Consider the following 18,237-nt stretch of genomic DNA (forward strand, 5'->3'; position numbering starts at 1 on the left):
CATATATTTCTCTTTTTTTATACTTGTTTGTATTTAATAGGCTATAAAGCTATGAAATGCAACCTTTAAATAATTAAGCTAAAGTGGTATGTTGTATTGATTTTTGGTTTTATTTTCTGTATTTTAAGTTATGATTAGATTTAAAAATTAATATTTATTTATTGAATAGATTTTAGAGTATTTAAAATTACTTTTGCAAAAAATATGAAATACAAATAATGACTGCAAAACCATTGTCAACTCAAGACAAACAAAGACTAAACAACTTACAAGACTACATAGAAAAAGCAAGAGATAATTTTTTAGGATATCCAGTATCAAAAGATTTCGATTATTCTGAAATTGCTCATTTCTTACAATATCCAATTAATAATCTTGGAGATCCTTTTGAGGATGGGACTTATAAAGTGCAAACGCATGAGTTAGAAAAAGAAGTTGTAACTTTTTTTGCTAAATTATTTCGTGCAAATCCTAATGATTACTGGGGATATGTTACTAATGGAGGTTCTGAAAGCAATTTATATGGTTTATATTTAGCACGCGAATTATTTCCAAAAGCAATGGTATATTATTCAGAATCTACACATTATAGCGTTCGTAAAAACATTCATTTGCTAAACATTCCAAGTATTGTTATTCGTTCACAAGAAAATGGAGAAATAGACTATGAAGATTTTGAAAACACATTGCGAATGAATCGTCATAAACCAGCTATTGTGTTAACCACTTTTGGAACCACAATGAAAGAAGCAAAAGATGACGTTTCAAAAATTAGAAATATCTTGAAAAAATTAGCCATTCAAGATAGTTATGTTCATTGTGATGCAGCCTTATCAGGAACTTATGGTGCTTTTATGGAACCACGTCTTCCTTTTGATTTTTTTGATGGAGCAGATAGTATTTCAATTAGTGGACATAAATTTATTGGTTCTCCTATTCCAACAGGTGTAATTATTGCAAAACGATCTAATAGAGATAGAATATCAAAAAGCATTTCATATATAGGTTCATTAGATACAACAATTACAGGCTCTCGAAATGGTCATTGTCCTTTGTTTTTGTGGTATGCTTTGAAAAAATTAAATGTTGATGGATTAAAAAAACGTTATTTACATAGTTTAGAAGTAGCAGAATATTGTGAGCAACGTTTAAAAGAGATAGGTGTAGATGCATGGAGAAATCCAAATGCTATAACTGTTGTTTTTCCAAAAACATCAAATGAAATTAAATTAAAATGGCAATTAGCTACTGAAGGAGATATTGCACATATTATTTGTATGCCAAATGTCACTAAAGAACAGATTGATCATTTTATTGATGATATGAAAAATTGTACAGAGGTAAAGGAAGAAATCTTTGAATTAAGTTTTTAAAAAAAGTTATATATTTGGAAAAATAAAAGCATTCAAATTTAAAAATTGGATGCTTTTTTGTATATTAAATTATCCAAGAGAAATTATGTTAGGATTCGTATTTATATTTATCATAGGAAAGTACTTTTATAAATTAGCAGAAGAGTATAATCAGAACAAGTGGTTATTTGCCATTTTAGGAATTATAGTTTATTATGCGGCCGGAGCAATTGGTGGTATTATTATAGGAGTCTTAAGTGTCGTTTTTAATTTTGAAGTTGATTGGGACAATTCTATTTTAATGGCAGCAATTGGATTACCAATAGGTTTAGCTTCTTGTTGGTTATTCTATTATCTATTAGAAAAGAAGTGGAAAAAAATAGAGATAAAACCAATTCAAGATATTAATAATATTGGCAAGGAATAAGAGTTTCTTTAAATAGTGAGTAAATAAAGTATTCCTATAGCAATTATAAGAGACAGAAATGCAAGTATAATTTGAAAAATATTCTTACGTTTTCTTTCTCTTTTATATTTAGTTCTAATTTGAGCTAATAATTCTGGTGTAGCTTTTATATGATCTTCTGTTGGTATATTTTTCATACCAATATAATCTTTCCAATCGGTTGGTTTCCGTTCTGTTCTACGTTGTGCTTTATTGTTCTTCATAACTGAAGCTGGTGAACCGCAATATCCTCCCATAATATGTTTTTTAGGTATTAGATTATTTTATAAAAATTGATTTAAAACTGTTAGTGTTATTATAATTAATACTAAAACAGCAGTAGTTATAATAATTTTTTTTCGCAGAATAATTTTATTTTCAACTTGAAGTTTTTCTCTAATTTCTGCTAATACTTCAGGCGTTGCCTTGTTTGGATTAATAAGTTCAGTGTATCCGTTAGAAGTTGTATTTACAAAATTCTCAAGTCTTGATTTTCTATTTCTTTTATTGTTCTTTAAGCTAGTGTTAGCATGCATCATTGAACCTTCTCCAGCCATAATTGTAATATTTAGTTTATAGTTTTACGAATAAAGAACTAAAAAAGTTACAAAAACAAGTGCTTTTATTACAACATAATCATTTTATTTTCAGAAATAATCTGTGTAAATTTGCAACCTCAATTTTTTGACAACGATTTCATTGATTGAGTTACATTATGGAAAACAAAAAGAAAGTAGCCTTTTATACCTTAGGCTGTAAATTAAACTTCTCAGAAACTTCAACCATTGCAAGGAGTTTTCAAAATGAAGGTTTTGAACGTGTAGATTTTGAAGAAGTAGCCGATATGTATGTTATTAATACATGCTCAGTTACAGAAAATGCAGACAAACAATTCAAACAAATTGTAAAAAAAGCGATGAAGCTAAATGACAAAGCTTTCGTTGCAGCAGTAGGATGCTACGCACAATTAAAGCCAGAAGAATTAGCTGCGGTTGATGGAGTAGATTTAGTTTTAGGAGCAACTGAAAAATTTAAAATTACCGATTACATAAATGATTTGGTAAAAAATGACATGGGAGAAGTGCACTCTTGTGAAATTGAAGATGCCGATTTCTACGTAGGAAGTTATTCTATAGGAGATAGAACACGTGCTTTCTTAAAAGTGCAAGATGGTTGCGATTATAAATGTACATATTGTACAATTCCTTTAGCTCGTGGAATTTCGAGAAGTGATACTATGGAAGGCGTTTTAAAAAATGCAAAAGAAATTTCAGCCAAAGGAATTAAAGAAATAGTGCTTACAGGTGTAAATATAGGAGATTATGGAAAAGGAGAATTTGGTAATAAAAAACACGAACATACATTCTTAGACTTAGTTACCGAATTGGATAAAGTAGAAGGAATTGAACGTTTGCGAATTTCATCAATTGAGCCAAATTTATTAAAAAATGAAACCATAGATTTAGTTTCAAAATCAAGAGCATTTGTGCCTCATTTTCATATTCCATTGCAAAGTGGAAGCAATGATGTTCTTAAAAAAATGAAACGTCGCTATATGCGCGAATTATATATAGATAGAGTAGCAAAAATAAGAGAAGTAATGCCACATGCATGTATAGGAGTAGATGTAATTGTTGGTTTTCCTGGCGAAACAGACGAGCACTTCTTAGAAACCTATAATTTTTTAAACGAACTTAATATTTCTTATCTACACGTTTTTACTTATTCAGAAAGAGATAATACAGAAGCAGCTACAATGGAAGGGGTTGTACCAATGAATGTACGTTCAAAAAGAAGCAAAATGCTACGCGGATTATCTGTTAAAAAACGAAGAGCCTTTTATGAGAATCAAATAGGAACAAACAGAACCGTTTTATTTGAAAGTGAAAACAAAGAAGGATATATTCACGGATTTACTGAAAATTATGTAAAAGTAAAAACACCTTGGAATCCAGAATTAGTGAATACATTACATGATATTTACTTAACAAAAATAGATGAAGATGGGATGGTTCGTTTTGACTTTGTAAACGTAGAAGTGTAAAAAAAATCATATATCACAAAAAAGTCTGCTAAATTATTTAGCAGACTTTTTTGTATAAATTATACTTTGAAAATAAACTGTACAAACTTGTATTCTTTTTAAATCTTAACCTTGAGTTTAACTAATTCATTAAACTTTTCCATGTTACTGATTCTCAATTCTAAGTTTTCAATAGTTTTTAAAAATGGTTCCAATTGTTTCTCTTGAAATTCAATTTTTTCTTTCAAGTTTTTAATAATATCATCTTTCATCATTATACTTTCTCTTAAAGAAGCATAATTTTCAGATAAATATTCCTCATTAGGTTCTTGTAACTTGTTTGTAATTGATTCATTACTATATAGCAACATGTTTCCTTTTCCAGTGACTAACCAATGAATGTTTATATCGGGAAAATGTTTTGAAATATCCAATAAGATTTCAAGAGAAGGCTTATTTTTAGGATCTCTTAATCGATTTAATTTACTCGAACTATCATAGCCTAAGCCATTTAACGCAAAAACATTTACATTTTTAAATCCTTGATGTTCAATTATTTGTACTAATCTCTTGAAAAAAGTTTGCATTTTCATTAAAATAAATTTGTTTAATCAAAACTTGTTTGTATATTAGCTACATCAAAACGAGTTAAAAGCTACTAGAAAACGAATTGATATGGAGAGCTAATATAGTAAAAAAATACTATAGATGGTATAATTATGTCTTGAAATTGAATAGTAAATGCAATCATTTTTCTAAAGAATTAATAGTAAATGACTTCTGAAAAAAAACAAACAAAGATCTTCTTATTGAAGAATAGTAGTAGAATATTAAAATAACTTTTAATATAAAAGGATAATATGCATAAAATCAGAATGTTAAAATAGGTATTTAATCGATAATATTATCCAGTTGTTCTTGTTTTGGAAGAGAATGAAAGAAATAAACTAAGTTAGAACACTTTAAATGAAAATTTAGAAGCCGAAAAATAAAAATATTTAAACTAGCATTTAATATAAGATAATGAAATGCTTAAAAATGAAATTATGTACACAAATCACGAAATAGGAAAAATATTGCACGAAGCAACAACAATAGATGACTTTTTGCATATTCAAATAGAGATACTAGAAAACGTAGAAGGATATTTGAAACAATTCACATCAGACTATTTTAACTTTATAGGAGTATTTTGTATGGAAGCGGTGCCAAAGCTATTATTAGAAATGATAGGCCAAATGGAAAAACTAGCATCATTTCATTTTTTAACCATGTTATTTTATGATTTTGAAATGTTCTATAAAAATGGAGGTGCTTTATATTTTAAAAATAGTGTAGCTTCAATTGAAGAAAAATTAAGTAATACAGTAAAATTTTAATTATACTGAAATAGTTTTCCTTTTCGAAAGAAGTTAGAATGATAAAAATAAAATCATGATAAAGCCATCCGAGAAAGAAATAATTGTGAAATACTTAGGAAAGCAACCTAGCAGATCTATAATTCCTGTATTAAATAAAAAACGGATTTTTAATGCTAGAGGAAAATCATTTTCTCCAAAATCTATACAAGACATAATAAACGGTAAAACTGAAAATTTCAAAGTAGAAACACAAATAGTAAAAATAGTTGAAGCTGCTCAGAAAATCGAAAATGATATTGAAAGCCTTAAACAAGAAGTCTTTAATAAAAAGTTTTTATAATTAAGTTTCTTCAATATTTAGAAAATTAATGATTGTTTTCAAGGATGTTTTCGTTTGTCCAAGATTTCATAGAAGTTAAAATTGGCTCAAGCGATTTCCCTTTTTCTGTCAAACTATATTCTACTTTTGGAGGAATTACAGGATATGATTTTCTAATAATAACACCAAGTTGTTCTAAATCCTTCAATTGCTGTGATAACATTTTCTGACTAATTCCTTTTATTCCTTTATCTAATTCATTAAAGCGCATCACATCATTAATAAGTAGTAACCAAATAATAACAGGTTTCCATTTTCCACCTATTTGCTCCATAAAAATAGTTATAGGACATTCTTTAGCAACTAAATAATTTTCTTCAATTTTTTTTCTATAAATTTCCATAGTAAGAATAATATTCCGAGTTAAAAGTCAGTTACTTACCAAATGGTAAGTACTTGTTTCAAAGTTAGTAATAATATAGCTTTGCTCAAAAATAAATATAAAAATGAGTAAAATAATTGTTATTACAGGAGGAACAAGTGGAATAGGGCTAGCTTGTGCAAAATATTTAGTAAACAATAATTATCAAGTAATTATTACAGGTAGAAACGAGATGAATTTGAAATTAGCCATAGAAGAGCTTGGAGTAAATGCCTTCGGTTATAAATCAGATGCAAGTTCATTAAAAGAAATAGATCATTTAGTAAATCAAATTAAAGAGAACCATGGTATAATTGATGGATTGTTTGTAAATGCAGGAATTTTTAAATCATTTAGTTTTGAAGATACAAACGAAGCACTATTTGATGAAACGATGAATATTAATTTTAAAGGTGCTTTTTTTACAGTACAGAAGTTTATTCCCATTTTAAGAAATCCATCAAGTGTTGTTCTTAACACTTCAATAGCTGTTTTTAAAACATTTGTAAATACAAGTGTGTATACAGCAAGTAAAGCGGCTTTAGAATCAGTCTCTAAAGTCTTAAATATAGAACTTGCGTCAAAAGGAATAAGAGTTAACGTAATTAGTCCAGGTGTAACAGAAACTCCTATTCAGAAAAAATCAGGAATGACAGATGAAGCTATTGATGGTTTATTACAACATTTTTCTAAAACATCTCCAATAGGTAGAATTGTGCAACCTACAGATATTGCTCCCATATTAGAATTTTTAGTTTCAGATCGTTCTTTAGTTTTAAGAAATGAAAAAATTGTTATTGATGGAGGTTCAACACTTTTTTAAAATAATAAAATAAATTATACAAGAGAACTAAGATATCAAATTAGTTCTCTTGTGTAATTTTAGTTAAATAGGTTTCACAGGAATACAAAAATCGACAATAAATTTTCCATCTTTTGGTTCTTCCGGATATGTTTCAAAATAAGGTTTGTCTTCAGGTAAATAGCCACTATTTTGGAACCATTGTCCATAAATCCAATCCCATGCTTTTTGAAATTCATGTTCGGTAATTTTAAAACGACAAATTGCATATTTTGCAGTTTCAATTTCCATTTTACCTATTTCTCCATCTACTTTTGTGTCAGGAGAAACCGTAATGCACAAGCTCATTCTAAGATTATCACTAAGTGCAACATTCGGATTATCATGATACAATACTAGATATTTAAAATCTTTTCCGCCTAATAATCCTCTTGCTCCAGCCCATGAAAATAATTTGTTTCTATGGTTTTGATACAGTTCTTGATCTCCGTTATACGGACCCAAATTTCTAATATAAGCAACGGTCATTTTAGGAAGTTCTTTTACTTCTACGCTTTTGTTTATTTCCATATTTGTCCTCCATTTAATTGTTTTTGAATCAGGACAAAAGTATATCTTTAACTTGCCTTTAGGTTGTTCTATATTGCTTTCTATTTGACTTATATTGCTATTTTGAAGTTTTTCATTTTTGTATTGAGATGCTGAAGTATTAAAATAAGCTTTAAAGTTTCTTGAAAAAATTGAAATATCAGAAAATCCACATTTTAACGCAATTTCTGTGATACTCTCTTTTGGATTTGCTAAAATTAAGGATGCAGATTTTTCGAGTCGAAGACGCAAAATAAATTGAAAAGGAGTTTCTCCTACTACAGAGTGAAAAATTCTATTAAAATGAAATTTAGAGAAATTTGCAATAGAAGCAAGTTCGTCTAAAGTAATTGTCTTTTCAAGATTCAATTCAATATAGTCAAATATCTTATTGACTCTTGAAATGTATTCAGCATTTTGTTGCTTTAGATTATTCATTGGCTTATTGCTAATAATCCAAATTTAAGCTAAAAGTGTTTAAAGACTAATCTAAAAGTTTATTTTCTTTTAAATAGTAAGAGAAAGAATTAAGTGTTAAATAAAAACTAAGTGAAATAAAAAAGCCTACACATTTCTATGTAAGCTTTTCAAATTGTATTTTATTGATGTATTATTTCTGTTTAACAAGATTATCAGGTACAACTTCCCAAGTGTTGCATCTAAGTCTCCTTTTAAAAGTATTAAAAAGATCATTTTTGCTAAAATCTTGATTTGGAAAATACTCTTTTAAAGTAGTAGTTAAAGCTTGCTTTATTTCGTCATCAAGATGATCAATTATTCCTTCAATTTTTACTGTAGTCATGTTATTCTTTTTTTAAAATTAAGTGTTTGTATGTCAAATATAAGGAATATAAAATGGTTATAGATTTAATTATAGTTTTATTATGATAACTTTTTATTTGAAGTTAAACTTATTCTAGAATAATTAATTGTAGAATTTCTTTTTAATTGTGATATTTAATATAATGGTGTTAAAACTTTATATTTAACTGTAAACTTTACTAAAGATCATATCTTTTTCATGTTTTTGAGTCATTCTATTAATGACTATTAAATTTAAATATAAGTGTTTGTTTTAACTCAAAAAAAGACATACCTCTTTTAAATCACTTTAAAAGAGGTTGTGCAAACCACTATTGTTAGTAACAAGATTTATTTATTAGAGCTGTAAGATTGAATAATTTTATATAAGATGGGCTGAGCACCAACATTATTTACATAAAAATTGTCGAGCACATATTTTTTAAATGTTTTCTTAAAAATTAATGAAGGTAAAATATCTAAGTATTTATCCCATCTACAATGATTGATAATCGAGTATTTAGCAGTTTTATTATCTAAAGGAAGTAATAATGTTGAGTTATCCAAATTTGTTTCTTTTTCAAACCAACCTGCAGTATATTCCCATACACTTAGGTTTTGTTCTATATTTAATGCAGAGAAATAATTGAAAAGGAACACACCCTTTTTTTTATGATTAACATTGTGAATCCTTCTAATATTCAACGCAGGTGTAATGACTGTAAAATTAGAGATTTCTTGTATGTTGTCTATCATTAATTTAAAAGTGGCATTGTTTTTTATTTCATCATATATTTTTTCTGAATGCATTTCAATCAATATTACAAAGTCAAATTTTGCTAAATGTATTTTACTACTATTTTCTTGAACATATTTACCTATTCCAGGAGGAATCATGGTTGCCTGAAAAAGACTAATTTCATTGATTCCTTTTATTTTTCCTAAATCGCTACACCAAGTTTTACAATTTGCAATTAGTTTTTTCTTTTTTGAACTAGTTGTTATAAAAAACGGGGTTGCTTTTTCATCAATTTCAGCTGCAATATGAATGTAATTTGATGTTGAAGGTGTTATTAAAGAAACCTTCTTATAATTTAGATGTTTATTAACCAACTTTATATTTAAGTCTTTAGTCATTTTGTTATTTTTTAAAGTTATGATTACAAAATTCTATATTAACTATTGTAATTCATTTAACAAATGATAAAAACGTTATTTAATAGCTCTTATTCTGCTTAAGGAAACCTGAGTAATGCCTAAATAATTAGCTAAATCTCCTAAACTGATTCTTTCTAATAATTTTGGATTTTGAGCTCTAAAATTAGAATATCTTTTTGTTGCATCCTCTTCTAAAATCTCACTAATCCGCTTCATCATGTTTAGGTTTGCTATTGTCATAAATTTTCGAAAAAATGTTTCTAATCTATGATGTTTAAGACAGAGTTGTTCAAATTCAAGAAAAGAAAAAGAGTAGTACTCCGTATCTTCAATAGCAACTATTTCATATTTGGAATGTTTTTTATGGACGTAGCTTTCAATATCTGCGAATAAGATATTTTCTTCAAAAAAACGCATTATAAATTCTTTGCCATTTCCATTAAAGCAAAGTTTAACAATTCCCTTCTTTATAAAAAAAAGTTCTTTCGAGTGGGAATTACTATCGGCTAAATATTCGTTTTTTTTTACACTTTTTGTTTTTAATATTGAATTTAAGTCGGCTGATGAAATCTCATCTAGTATAGATATTTTATTACAAAATTCAATAAGTTCATTCATATATTATCTATCTTGTTGCTAATGTGGTTGTGTATGATTAGTGGCATGTTTTTAAGTATTAAAGTTAGTAAATAAAATACAGATAAAAAGTTCAAGAAGGCCTTCGTAAGAAAGTTAAAACTAGCCATTAATTATGTACGGTTTTTATTTCGTCCATTTATATTGTTCCATTATTTCATCAATATGACCTTTATTGGTCATCAACTTTCGTGTAAAGTCTCCAATCTAGAATCAGCAATAGGCTTTCCGTTTCGTAAAGATTCTATAATATCTTTTGGTACTTTTGTCATTTTACAATTTGACCTTCTAAAAAAACTAAACTAGATTTTCCAAGAAACAAATCAAATAATTGATTATAAGCTTTGTATATGGATGGAGAAATAGCAAGTATTTTGTCTAAAACTTTTTTAATAATTCCTTAGATTCTTCTGGTGCTGTTTTTGTCGTCTGTTTTGTGAATTTCATTCATAATTATTTTTTTAAACTTGTGTGTAATGGTTGGTATAACTGACAGTTATCGGCTTTAAATTACTTAATCTTAGCGTTAGTAATTCCGATTAGGTTGGACATAGTCGAATCTGCCATAATTACGATTATACATTGTTGTAGTACGCTTTTTCTATTTGGTCAAAGTATAAGTAGTAATGACTAAACCATCACCACTACCACTTGAAACAGAATGGAGTTTTAACCCAGTTGAAATTAATGAATTTATGTGTTTATTAATCGTCAGCAGATTGATGGTTAAATCTTTTGGTGATAGTTTTTCTAAATTAACTTTCTCTATTTTACCATCTGGGTAAATGGTTGTTATTCTACTGTCCCACGGTCCATTTATTCCTTCTGTTATGCGAACGGTAGTGAGTTTATTCTCAATTTGATCATTTTGTGAGAATCCATAAGCGAAAATTGATAGTATTCCAATAAAAGAAAGTATCATTAGTGGTCTTGCTAGTTTTTTCATGTTTAGGTAAGGTTATGATTGTTTTCAAATGTTTGCCAACGTCAGTTAGTCTAAAAACCTTCGTATGTATTATATATATTTAAATTTAAAGTAAAAATAGCTGATTTAAGCTACACAAGAAAACTTTTTTGGATGTAATGTTTTCGTCTTTACAAAAAAATAAATCCCCTTTAAATCCCGTAAAAGAGGTTGTTTTTACTAATTATTTAAAAAATTAGTAGTAGAGAGGTGTTGTGTAACAGTTACGATTGTTAATAACAGTTATATTAAAAAATAAATCAACTTTACGTTCAACTCTTTTAGGTCTTCTAAATTGGATTAAAAAGGGAGGGATTTCTTGTCATTACAATTAAAGTAGCTAATTCTGTTTTATTTAAATCATTCAGATCTTTTTTTAAAATAAAATTTAGCGGCTGCTTTTATACCAATTTAATTGTAAAGAAAACCATAATTTTTCAATATTCAATTCAACTGCTCAATTGAAGTAGTTTTACTTTCTAATTTGAAGGCTAAAGAATAATCTGGTTTTAAAATCTTCTAAAATATTTTGTTTTTTGAGTATTTGATAAATAATAAATTAGCCACTCAAGTGCTTATAGGATTGTTATTTTGTGCATGAACAATTGAATTAGTTAGATAATTGATTACTCCGATATCTAGAGAGTTATAAGTACTCTTGTTATATAACTTATAAAATTCGACTGTGAGTTTTGAAGATTTTTTTATTTCTGTTGTAAATAATTTTAAATGATTCTTGTTGTAATAAATTTTCCAAAAAATTGATAAAATCAAGCACAGGCCACTGAGGTTAACTAGCTGTTGTACACAGTTTATTTAATCCTTTCCCAACCGTTTAATGTTTTTCTATAGTAATAAAAATTATCTAATCCAGTTCCGCAATACAGAAAAGGTTTGTAATGATAATCTTCTATTACAGCAATTTTTGTTTTCGGGTTGTAAATAGGATAGGAGACATTATGTATATATTCATTATTAAATTTAGTACTCCACAACTTCTCCAAATTAATTGAATCGTTTTCTCTGAAAAATGAATCAAATTCTTTACAATCTATTACTCTTATGTTTTTTATATTATTAATTTTCCAATATTCTTTTGAGAATACAGGAATCGAAATTTTTCTAAATGGTATATTTACAATAGAGTCAGTTCCGAAATATGTGTGTTGATATTCGGGTTTTTTAAGAATTCTATTATTCAAATAAATTATAGAATGTGAATCGTATTGATTTAATTGTTCAAGAAAGTATGTATTTATTAATTCGTACGCATCTTCTTCAGAAAATTTAGAAATGTTTTTCCGCTTATTATCTTTACAGCTAAAAAGTAATAATAAAACAAATATGACTGTTAGTTTTTTCAAATTGTGTACAACTCTTAGTATATACGAATATTTTTAAGCGTTTTTTGTTTAATTTATTTGATATTTAAAAATGATAATGCGTTAAAAAATATCATTTTATAAGTAGTATCAAATCTAATAAATATTTATATCATATTAAGGGCCTAATAATTCTTTGAATAAATCGTATATCAGTCCTGTTTTCTAATAAATGTATGGTATGACTATGGCACAACGGATGGATTCCGATTTTCTTATTAATTTTTGCTTTTTGTAATGCTTGTCTGGAAATTTGTTAATCTTGTTTGTATATTGACCACCGTATTGGCCTTCAAATAAATATTTTTTTGGGTTGTATATTCTGTAATATTCGCACAATTGTTCTAGTACATTTTGCAGTAAATTGACATATCTGTTTTTTTCTCTTTTGCTTTTTTTGTAGTAATGGTAATTAAAGTACTAGAGTTTAAAAAAGGAAAAAGGTTTTGATATAAAAAAGATATAAATTAAAAACCCTTAGGCCTTTATTTAAAAGGATAAGGGTTTTTGTTTGTGACCTCGACAGGATTCAAACCTGTAACCTTCTGAGCCGTAATCAGATGCGCTATTCAGTTGCGCCACGAGGCCAATTTACTTAACAAAGTATAAATTATGTGCTTTGTTATTGAGGGTGCAAATATAGATATAATTGTGTAAATTGCAAACTCAAATGATAAAAAAATATAGAAAATGAATATTGAAAATTATATCCGTGATATTCAGGATTTTCCAAAGCCAGGAATTGTTTTTAAAGATATAACCCCTCTTTTAGCTAATCATGAGGCAATTGAGGCTTGTTTGCAGTTGTTAATCAATGATTTGAAAGAAAAAAAGATTGATAAAGTAGTAGGTGTTGAGAGTAGGGGATTCTTCTTTGGGATGTTATTAGCTCAAAAATTAAATGCAGGCTTTATTCCTGTTCGCAAGCCAAGAAAATTACCTTTTGAAACTATTTCGGCTTCTTATGAGTTAGAATATGGAACTGATAATCTTGAAATACATATAGATGCTATCCAAAAAGGAGAAAGAATTCTTATTCATGATGATGTTTTGGCAACAGGTGGAACTGCAAAAGCAGTTTGCGAATTAGTGGAAAAATTGGGTGGCGAAATTGTGCAATGCAATTTCTTAATGGAACTTTCATTTTTAAATGGAAGAGAGAAATTGAAAGGGAAAGATATTTTTGCAGCGTTAACTTATTAATCTAGAGATTTTATAGTAATATAATAACGATAAGCTATAATTGCTTTTTGCCATTTTTTAGCTTTAATAGGGTCTAAACCTTGTTTAGTAAAACTTGGTAATAAAGCTTTGTTTAGTTTAGCCAATAATTTATACATCGTTTATTTTTTTTCACAAATATAGATAAAAAAACAACCTTATTATAGGTTGTTTTTTTAGATTATTAATTTTTATTTTCGAGTTTTTTTAGATGTTTTTCTATTTCTTTTTCATATATCTTCATTTGCTCTTCATAAATTTTTATTTCCTTTTCATAGGCTTCTATATTTGGTTCATGTGCCTCCATTTCTTTTTCAAAAGCTTCCATTTCTTTTTCAAATTTCTTTATTTGAGGTTCTAATTTTTCCATTTTCTTTTCAAAATCTTTCATTTTTTTGTCAAATTTCTTCATTTCTTTTTCATCATCAAGATTTGAAGGAAGTTCAGGGGCATTAGGGAATTCAGGAGGACTTGGAGGTGTTTTTAAGTTTTTATAAGGATGAGATGGAGGCATTGGAAAGCTTGGAGGACTTGGGAAATTAGAGAAATTACTCATCTCTTCTATTATTAATTCATAAGCTCCATTTTTTCCTTGACTGCCATATTTTTTATTAGCTTCTTCTGCGTTTAATTCCTTTGAATGAATAACAGCAAAACCTTTATCTAATTTGATGTTTGATCCAGGAGTTAATTTTTCTCCATTAACAACAAATAATACAGGTTTGTCATCTTTTAAATATTTTTCTACTTTCCATTTTCCATAGTTCGTAATGTTACTATCTTCATTGCTAGAAATTTTGTTTTTTTGAATATTTATAGATGAACTTTCCGTGTTTGTAAAAACTACGTTCTTATTGTTATAGTTATCTTCTTTTATATTTATAATAAAAGGAGAAATACCATTTTTGTTTTCTAATTCGATTACTGAATTATAAGTTTTACCGATATTTGAAGAAGCTTTTATTTTTACAATCTCATTGTTTTTGTTTCTTTTTACGGTATTAAACTCTAAATTAAGATTGTGTTTGTTCTTGAAAATAGAGATTATCTCGTTAAGGCTTTTATCGGTAGTGTTTTTGTTAATTTCAAATTCAGTTTTTGATTTTTTCTCGATGTTTTTTGATTCAGGATTTTGTTTTTTTTCTTGCGCTATAGTTTCAATTTGAAAAAAGAATACAAAAGCAACTAGGAAAGGAACTACAATGGAATATTTCCAAAGATTTTTTTTGTTTGATTGATTGGTGTTTAACATAACGATTCGTTTTTTGATTAATGATTGATAAAATTGATTTGTGATTGATAATTGATTTTTATTATTGATTGTTTTTAATAATGTTTTTTGATAATTATAAGGATTGTTAGTAATTTTTGTAGTTCTATAATCAGCAATAAATTCTAGGTTTTCGAGTATTGCTTTTCTGTATAACCAAGCTACTGGATTAATCCAAAATAGTAGACAAAGTACTTTTGAAAGTAATACGTCAATACTATGTTTTTCTTCAATATGAACTCTCTCATGGATGAAAATATATTTTAGTTCTTCGTCAGTAAAATTGGATTTACTATATATTAAATAGTTGAAAAATGAAAAAGGATTGTGATTTTCATTAGTTTCTATAATTTTTATAGTTTCTAATTTGCTTTTTTGTCCTTTTTTTACAATTTTAAAGAAAGAGATTATCTCGATAAACAGTTTGAATAATAGAACAGAACTAATAATAAAATAAATATATGCTAATATCTGATACCAATTAAAATGATTTGTTTTTTCAATATTTGAAGTAGATGAATCATGTGCTATTGGTAATAGATTATTTATGGTTTCATTTGCTATTGGTTTCGCTTCAATCCAAACAATATTTGTAAATAAAAGCGATGGTAATACAAAAGAACTGATAATTCCAATTAGAAGGAACCAACGATTGCTGTGAAAAAATGTTTCTTTTCGGAGTAAAAAATAATATGCCAAAAAAAATACAATTAGTAAACCGTTTACTTTTAAAAGATATAGAAAAGTATTTTCCATAATTACTTCCTTTTTTCAATAATATCTAATATTTCTCTAAGTTCATCTGCCGAAATTTTTTCTTCTTCAGCAAAAAAAGAAACTAAATTTTTGTACGAACTATTAAAATAATTTTCAATAGCAGTATTCATGAATTTCGCTCTATAATCTTCTATAGAAATTATTGGAAAATATTGATGTGTTTTGCCATAAGCAGTATAACTGACATAACCTTTTTCCTCAAGGTTTCTTACTATAGTAGATAAAGTATTGTAATGAGGTTTGTCTTCAATAATTTCCTCAAGAATATCTTTCACGAAAGCTCTCTTTAACTTCCATAAAATTTGCATGATTTCTTCTTCTTTATTTGTCAGTTTTTGCATAAAAAATATTTTGATATATCAAACGTATAACTATTTTTTTAGTTATACAACTATTTATATAGTTATTTAACTATTTTTTAAGTTTTTGAATTAATTGTCTTATGGCGGTTAATGTAGTTGTTTATCGAATAATGATTTAGAATGTTAAAACGTGTGTTGTATTAGTTTTATATATGTTAAAATTTAATTATTATGAGAGAAAACTCCTTTTTATTGAGTGTAATGTTATTTTCCTTATTTGGTTATAGTCAAATGGAAGGCATAGCTCCAAATGTTGAAAATCAGTGTGGTTCCCATTCGAACAATGTTATTTTTTCGACTTTAACAACAGAATTTTTGTATGATATTGGAGCATCTATTGGAGCGGCTGGGAATGCAGGAGTTGTGTTTATTAATGATCAATTTTGGGTTTCAGCTTGGCAATCAAATAATATTCATGTTTTAAGTAATACAGGAGCTTTTATTGAAACATTTCAAGTAGCTGGTCTGTCAGGTACAAGATCTATGACTACGGATGGGATAAATGTTTATTGTGGAACAGCAAGTACATCTATTTATGTTGTAGATCCAATAACAAAAACACTTACATCTACAATTTCAATAACAACAACATCAAATGCAACTGCAAGATTTTGTGCTAATGATTCAAGTCCTGCTGGAGCAACAAGCTCACTAGTTGGAGGTCTTTTTATTTCAACAGATGTAATTCTAGGAGAAACCATCTTAGTAGGAGTATCGCAAGCAACACCATCTAACTTTCTTTATGGGATGAATGTGAATACTTTAAGTAGTCCAAGTGTTAATTTTTCTAATTTTAAATTATATCCTAATCCAGTAAAAGATTCATTTGTGATTTCTTATAAAGATGAAAATATGTTAAATGTTAGTATACATAACTTATTAGGTAAATAAGTAATGAAAACAAAAATTAGTTCATCAATAGAGATTGTTGATGTTTCTAATTTATCTAAAGGAACTTACATTGTTTCAATTAATTCTGATAATGTTCATGAAAGTTTTAAAATAATTAAAGAATAAATAGTTATTAATAAAAAGGGAAAATAATTTTATACTTTATTACTTTCCCTTTTTATTAGTTTTAGAGTTAAATAGCCAAGAATAGCTCCAATTAAACCTAAACTTCCCATAAAAAACCAGTTATATTGATAACTTTTATAAGCATCGATAATTGCAAAACCGGTTTTGGCTGAGAGAATATGGGCTAAACTATAGCTCATTGAAAAAACAGCCATATAGCGTCCTTCGTGTCCTTTAGGTGCTCGACTCATTGCAAAAGAATTAGAAAATGGAAAGGCTAACATTTCTCCAAAAGTCATAAAGAAAATCATAATAATTAAAATACCTGACCAAAAATTTATTAATAGAAGGAAAAAACAAATAGACATAATTAATGTTCCAATAGTAATTAGCTTAACTTCATTTATCTTTTTTCGCTGTAAATAATTAATTAAAGGTATTTCGAATATAAAAATCATTAAGCCATTAAAAGAGAGGAGTAAGCCTGCTTCAAATTCATTATAATTAAATTGCTTCGTATAATATATAGGTAATGTTGTAAAAAGCTGAAAAAATAATATACCTGTTATTAAACAAATAAATAATGATATAATAAAAGGAGTGTCTTTGAAAACAGAAGGAACTATTATATCATTATTTTGATTCTCTTTTAAATATTCTGATTTCTTTTTTTCTTTGACTTTTAGCCAAAAAATTAGAATTGCAATAATACAAGTAGTGCCATCAACCCAAAACAAACCTTTGTAACCTATATTAAGAATTATTAATCCACCAATTGCTGGTCCACCCATAAAACCTAAGTTAATTGCAGATCTAACTAAAGATAAAGCTCTTGTTCTGTTTTCTGGTTTGGCATAAGCGGCTAGAGAAACAAACATTGCAGGTCTAAACATATCAGCAACTGTCATAATCAAAAAAATGGCAACTAATAAGCCTTCATAGGTAGTAATATGACGTAATCCAAAAAACATGAGACCGCTTGTTAGAAGACTGAATATCATTACTTTGTAAAAACCGATTTTATCTGATAATTTACCGCCTAACCATGATCCTAACATAGACCCACAACCAAAACTTACCATAATCCAACCTACTTGATTTAAACTAAGACCTAAATCTTCATTTAAATATTTAGATAGAAATGGTAAAACCATTGTTCCTGCTCTATTGATGAAAGTGACTAAAGTTAGAATCCAAATTTCTCTTGAAAATCCTCTAAAGTTGTTAATGTATTTTTGAAGGCTTCTTTTTAACATGGTTTTGCTTAAAAATCAAAGGTACAAAATCAAATAATGAAAATAATATTAGATAAAATATATATTTTTGCAAAAAATAAAT

General features: G+C 27.3%; 23 protein-coding genes and 1 tRNA gene. 9 read left to right on the forward strand and 15 right to left on the reverse strand.

Translation table 11 applies throughout. From position 1 onward, the window contains the following. Positions 1-218 precede the first annotated feature (218 nt). Both SY27_RS05445 and SY27_RS05450 read left to right on the forward strand, forming a co-directional pair. Positions 219-1,373 (forward strand): histidine decarboxylase, encoded by a 1,155-nt coding sequence (locus tag SY27_RS05445; RefSeq protein ID WP_045967955.1) that lies wholly within the window; start codon positions 219-221, stop codon positions 1,371-1,373. 49 nt (positions 1,374-1,422) lie between these two features. Then, positions 1,423-1,779 (forward strand): hypothetical protein, encoded by a 357-nt coding sequence (locus SY27_RS05450; protein ID WP_152640709.1) that lies wholly within the window; start codon positions 1,423-1,425, stop codon positions 1,777-1,779. An 8-nt stretch (positions 1,780-1,787) separates the two neighbouring features. Here the strand turns inward: SY27_RS05450 and SY27_RS05455 are convergent, their stop codons facing one another. Then, positions 1,788-2,054, reverse strand: a complete 267-nt coding sequence (locus SY27_RS05455; protein WP_045967959.1) for a hypothetical protein — start codon at positions 2,052-2,054, stop codon at positions 1,788-1,790. 27 nt (positions 2,055-2,081) lie between these two features. After that, entirely contained in the window at positions 2,082-2,354 is a 273-nt protein-coding gene (locus SY27_RS05460; RefSeq protein ID WP_045967961.1) for a hypothetical protein, read from the reverse strand. Positions 2,355-2,512: 158 nt separating this feature from the next. Here SY27_RS05460 and mtaB point away from each other — a divergent pair, with 158 nt between their 5' ends. Continuing rightward, positions 2,513-3,841 (forward strand): tRNA (N(6)-L-threonylcarbamoyladenosine(37)-C(2))-methylthiotransferase MtaB, encoded by a 1,329-nt coding sequence (mtaB, locus tag SY27_RS05465; protein WP_045967963.1) that lies wholly within the window; start codon positions 2,513-2,515, stop codon positions 3,839-3,841. A 98-nt stretch (positions 3,842-3,939) separates the two neighbouring features. Here the strand turns inward: mtaB and SY27_RS05470 are convergent, their stop codons facing one another. Further along, complete coding sequence (locus tag SY27_RS05470) at positions 3,940-4,413, reverse strand: hypothetical protein (protein WP_052705156.1); 474 nt, start codon at positions 4,411-4,413, stop codon at positions 3,940-3,942. Positions 4,414-4,866: 453 nt separating this feature from the next. On the opposite strand from SY27_RS05470, the gene SY27_RS05475 reads away from it, so the two are divergent. Together SY27_RS05475 and SY27_RS05480 are read left to right on the forward strand one after the other, a co-directional pair. Beyond that, positions 4,867-5,199, forward strand: coding sequence for a hypothetical protein (locus SY27_RS05475; protein ID WP_152640710.1), 333 nt, complete (start codon positions 4,867-4,869; stop codon positions 5,197-5,199). A gap of 55 nt (positions 5,200-5,254) precedes the next feature. Next, positions 5,255-5,521, forward strand: a complete 267-nt coding sequence (locus tag SY27_RS05480) for a hypothetical protein (protein WP_045967966.1) — start codon at positions 5,255-5,257, stop codon at positions 5,519-5,521. A gap of 25 nt (positions 5,522-5,546) precedes the next feature. Here the strand turns inward: SY27_RS05480 and SY27_RS05485 are convergent, their stop codons facing one another. Next, on the reverse strand, positions 5,547-5,903 hold the full coding sequence (locus tag SY27_RS05485; RefSeq protein WP_045967968.1) for a helix-turn-helix domain-containing protein: 357 nt from the start codon (positions 5,901-5,903) through the stop codon (positions 5,547-5,549). Positions 5,904-6,006: 103 nt separating this feature from the next. On the opposite strand from SY27_RS05485, the gene SY27_RS05490 reads away from it, so the two are divergent. Then, entirely contained in the window at positions 6,007-6,744 is a 738-nt protein-coding gene (locus SY27_RS05490) for an SDR family oxidoreductase (protein ID WP_045967970.1), read from the forward strand. A 63-nt stretch (positions 6,745-6,807) separates the two neighbouring features. Here the strand turns inward: SY27_RS05490 and SY27_RS05495 are convergent, their stop codons facing one another. From SY27_RS05495 to SY27_RS05525, 7 genes are all read right to left on the reverse strand, one after another. Beyond that, positions 6,808-7,749, reverse strand: a complete 942-nt coding sequence (locus tag SY27_RS05495) for a GyrI-like domain-containing protein (RefSeq protein ID WP_045967972.1) — start codon at positions 7,747-7,749, stop codon at positions 6,808-6,810. Positions 7,750-7,921: 172 nt separating this feature from the next. Then, the gene (locus SY27_RS05500) at positions 7,922-8,113 is read right to left on the reverse strand and encodes a hypothetical protein (RefSeq protein ID WP_045967974.1); all 192 of its coding nucleotides are present in this window, start codon (positions 8,111-8,113) and stop codon (positions 7,922-7,924) included. Positions 8,114-8,463: 350 nt separating this feature from the next. Then, the gene (locus tag SY27_RS05505) at positions 8,464-9,249 is read right to left on the reverse strand and encodes a hypothetical protein (RefSeq protein WP_045967976.1); all 786 of its coding nucleotides are present in this window, start codon (positions 9,247-9,249) and stop codon (positions 8,464-8,466) included. Between the two features lie 75 nt (positions 9,250-9,324). After that, on the reverse strand, positions 9,325-9,888 hold the full coding sequence (locus SY27_RS18135) for a Crp/Fnr family transcriptional regulator (RefSeq protein ID WP_052705158.1): 564 nt from the start codon (positions 9,886-9,888) through the stop codon (positions 9,325-9,327). A gap of 619 nt (positions 9,889-10,507) precedes the next feature. Then, on the reverse strand, positions 10,508-10,852 hold the full coding sequence (locus SY27_RS05515) for a hypothetical protein (protein WP_045967979.1): 345 nt from the start codon (positions 10,850-10,852) through the stop codon (positions 10,508-10,510). Between the two features lie 830 nt (positions 10,853-11,682). Beyond that, positions 11,683-12,234 (reverse strand): hypothetical protein, encoded by a 552-nt coding sequence (locus SY27_RS05520; protein ID WP_045967981.1) that lies wholly within the window; start codon positions 12,232-12,234, stop codon positions 11,683-11,685. A 532-nt stretch (positions 12,235-12,766) separates the two neighbouring features. Next, a tRNA-Arg gene (locus SY27_RS05525) sits at positions 12,767-12,840 on the reverse strand. 102 nt (positions 12,841-12,942) lie between these two features. Between SY27_RS05525 and SY27_RS05530 the strand changes: the two genes are divergently transcribed. Continuing rightward, on the forward strand, positions 12,943-13,455 hold the full coding sequence (locus tag SY27_RS05530; RefSeq protein WP_045967983.1) for an adenine phosphoribosyltransferase: 513 nt from the start codon (positions 12,943-12,945) through the stop codon (positions 13,453-13,455). Here the strand turns inward: SY27_RS05530 and SY27_RS05535 are convergent. From SY27_RS05535 to SY27_RS05545, 3 genes are all read right to left on the reverse strand, one after another. Then, positions 13,452-13,592 carry a hypothetical protein gene (locus tag SY27_RS05535; protein ID WP_045967985.1) on the reverse strand — a complete coding sequence of 47 codons (141 nt, stop codon included), beginning with the start codon at positions 13,590-13,592 and terminating at the stop codon, positions 13,452-13,454. The genes SY27_RS05530 and SY27_RS05535 overlap by 4 nt on opposite strands. 65 nt (positions 13,593-13,657) lie before the next feature. Then, positions 13,658-15,499: a M56 family metallopeptidase gene (locus SY27_RS18140; RefSeq protein WP_052705160.1), complete on the reverse strand. Its 1,842-nt coding sequence runs from the start codon at positions 15,497-15,499 to the stop codon at positions 13,658-13,660. Positions 15,500-15,501: 2 nt separating this feature from the next. Further along, positions 15,502-15,861, reverse strand: coding sequence for a BlaI/MecI/CopY family transcriptional regulator (locus SY27_RS05545; RefSeq protein ID WP_045967987.1), 360 nt, complete (start codon positions 15,859-15,861; stop codon positions 15,502-15,504). Positions 15,862-16,053: 192 nt separating this feature from the next. On the opposite strand from SY27_RS05545, the gene SY27_RS05550 reads away from it, so the two are divergent. Beyond that, on the forward strand, positions 16,054-16,773 hold the full coding sequence (locus SY27_RS05550; RefSeq protein ID WP_045967988.1) for a hypothetical protein: 720 nt from the start codon (positions 16,054-16,056) through the stop codon (positions 16,771-16,773). A gap of 3 nt (positions 16,774-16,776) precedes the next feature. Beyond that, complete coding sequence (locus SY27_RS18485; protein ID WP_082084308.1) at positions 16,777-16,899, forward strand: T9SS type A sorting domain-containing protein; 123 nt, start codon at positions 16,777-16,779, stop codon at positions 16,897-16,899. Between the two features lie 29 nt (positions 16,900-16,928). Here the strand turns inward: SY27_RS18485 and SY27_RS05555 are convergent, their stop codons facing one another. Beyond that, positions 16,929-18,155, reverse strand: a complete 1,227-nt coding sequence (locus SY27_RS05555; protein ID WP_045967990.1) for an MFS transporter — start codon at positions 18,153-18,155, stop codon at positions 16,929-16,931. Between the last annotated feature and the right edge of the window lie 82 nt (positions 18,156-18,237).

It is taken from the genome of Flavobacterium sp. 316, from assembly GCF_000967805.1.
GTDB lineage: Bacteria > Bacteroidota > Bacteroidia > Flavobacteriales > Flavobacteriaceae > Flavobacterium > Flavobacterium sediminilitoris.

Coding starts and splice junctions, on each gene's coding strand:
- SY27_RS05445 (WP_045967955.1), top strand. CDS start 219: ATGACTGCAAAACCATTGTCAACTCAAGACAAACAAAGACTAAACAAC.
- SY27_RS05450 (WP_152640709.1), top strand. CDS start 1,423: ATGCTTTTTTGTATATTAAATTATCCAAGAGAAATTATGTTAGGATTC.
- SY27_RS05455 (WP_045967959.1), bottom strand. CDS start 2,054: ATGGGAGGATATTGCGGTTCACCAGCTTCAGTTATGAAGAACAATAAA.
- SY27_RS05460 (WP_045967961.1), bottom strand. CDS start 2,354: ATGGCTGGAGAAGGTTCAATGATGCATGCTAACACTAGCTTAAAGAAC.
- mtaB (WP_045967963.1), top strand. CDS start 2,513: ATGGAAAACAAAAAGAAAGTAGCCTTTTATACCTTAGGCTGTAAATTA.
- SY27_RS05470 (WP_052705156.1), bottom strand. CDS start 4,413: ATGAAAATGCAAACTTTTTTCAAGAGATTAGTACAAATAATTGAACAT.
- SY27_RS05475 (WP_152640710.1), top strand. CDS start 4,867: ATGTACACAAATCACGAAATAGGAAAAATATTGCACGAAGCAACAACA.
- SY27_RS05480 (WP_045967966.1), top strand. CDS start 5,255: ATGATAAAGCCATCCGAGAAAGAAATAATTGTGAAATACTTAGGAAAG.
- SY27_RS05485 (WP_045967968.1), bottom strand. CDS start 5,903: ATGGAAATTTATAGAAAAAAAATTGAAGAAAATTATTTAGTTGCTAAA.
- SY27_RS05490 (WP_045967970.1), top strand. CDS start 6,007: ATGAGTAAAATAATTGTTATTACAGGAGGAACAAGTGGAATAGGGCTA.
- SY27_RS05495 (WP_045967972.1), bottom strand. CDS start 7,749: ATGAATAATCTAAAGCAACAAAATGCTGAATACATTTCAAGAGTCAAT.
- SY27_RS05500 (WP_045967974.1), bottom strand. CDS start 8,113: ATGACTACAGTAAAAATTGAAGGAATAATTGATCATCTTGATGACGAA.
- SY27_RS05505 (WP_045967976.1), bottom strand. CDS start 9,249: ATGACTAAAGACTTAAATATAAAGTTGGTTAATAAACATCTAAATTAT.
- SY27_RS18135 (WP_052705158.1), bottom strand. CDS start 9,888: ATGAATGAACTTATTGAATTTTGTAATAAAATATCTATACTAGATGAG.
- SY27_RS05515 (WP_045967979.1), bottom strand. CDS start 10,852: ATGAAAAAACTAGCAAGACCACTAATGATACTTTCTTTTATTGGAATA.
- SY27_RS05530 (WP_045967983.1), top strand. CDS start 12,943: ATGAATATTGAAAATTATATCCGTGATATTCAGGATTTTCCAAAGCCA.
- SY27_RS05535 (WP_045967985.1), bottom strand. CDS start 13,592: ATGTATAAATTATTGGCTAAACTAAACAAAGCTTTATTACCAAGTTTT.
- SY27_RS18140 (WP_052705160.1), bottom strand. CDS start 15,499: ATGGAAAATACTTTTCTATATCTTTTAAAAGTAAACGGTTTACTAATT.
- SY27_RS05545 (WP_045967987.1), bottom strand. CDS start 15,861: ATGCAAAAACTGACAAATAAAGAAGAAGAAATCATGCAAATTTTATGG.
- SY27_RS05550 (WP_045967988.1), top strand. CDS start 16,054: ATGAGAGAAAACTCCTTTTTATTGAGTGTAATGTTATTTTCCTTATTT.
- SY27_RS18485 (WP_082084308.1), top strand. CDS start 16,777: ATGAAAACAAAAATTAGTTCATCAATAGAGATTGTTGATGTTTCTAAT.
- SY27_RS05555 (WP_045967990.1), bottom strand. CDS start 18,155: ATGTTAAAAAGAAGCCTTCAAAAATACATTAACAACTTTAGAGGATTT.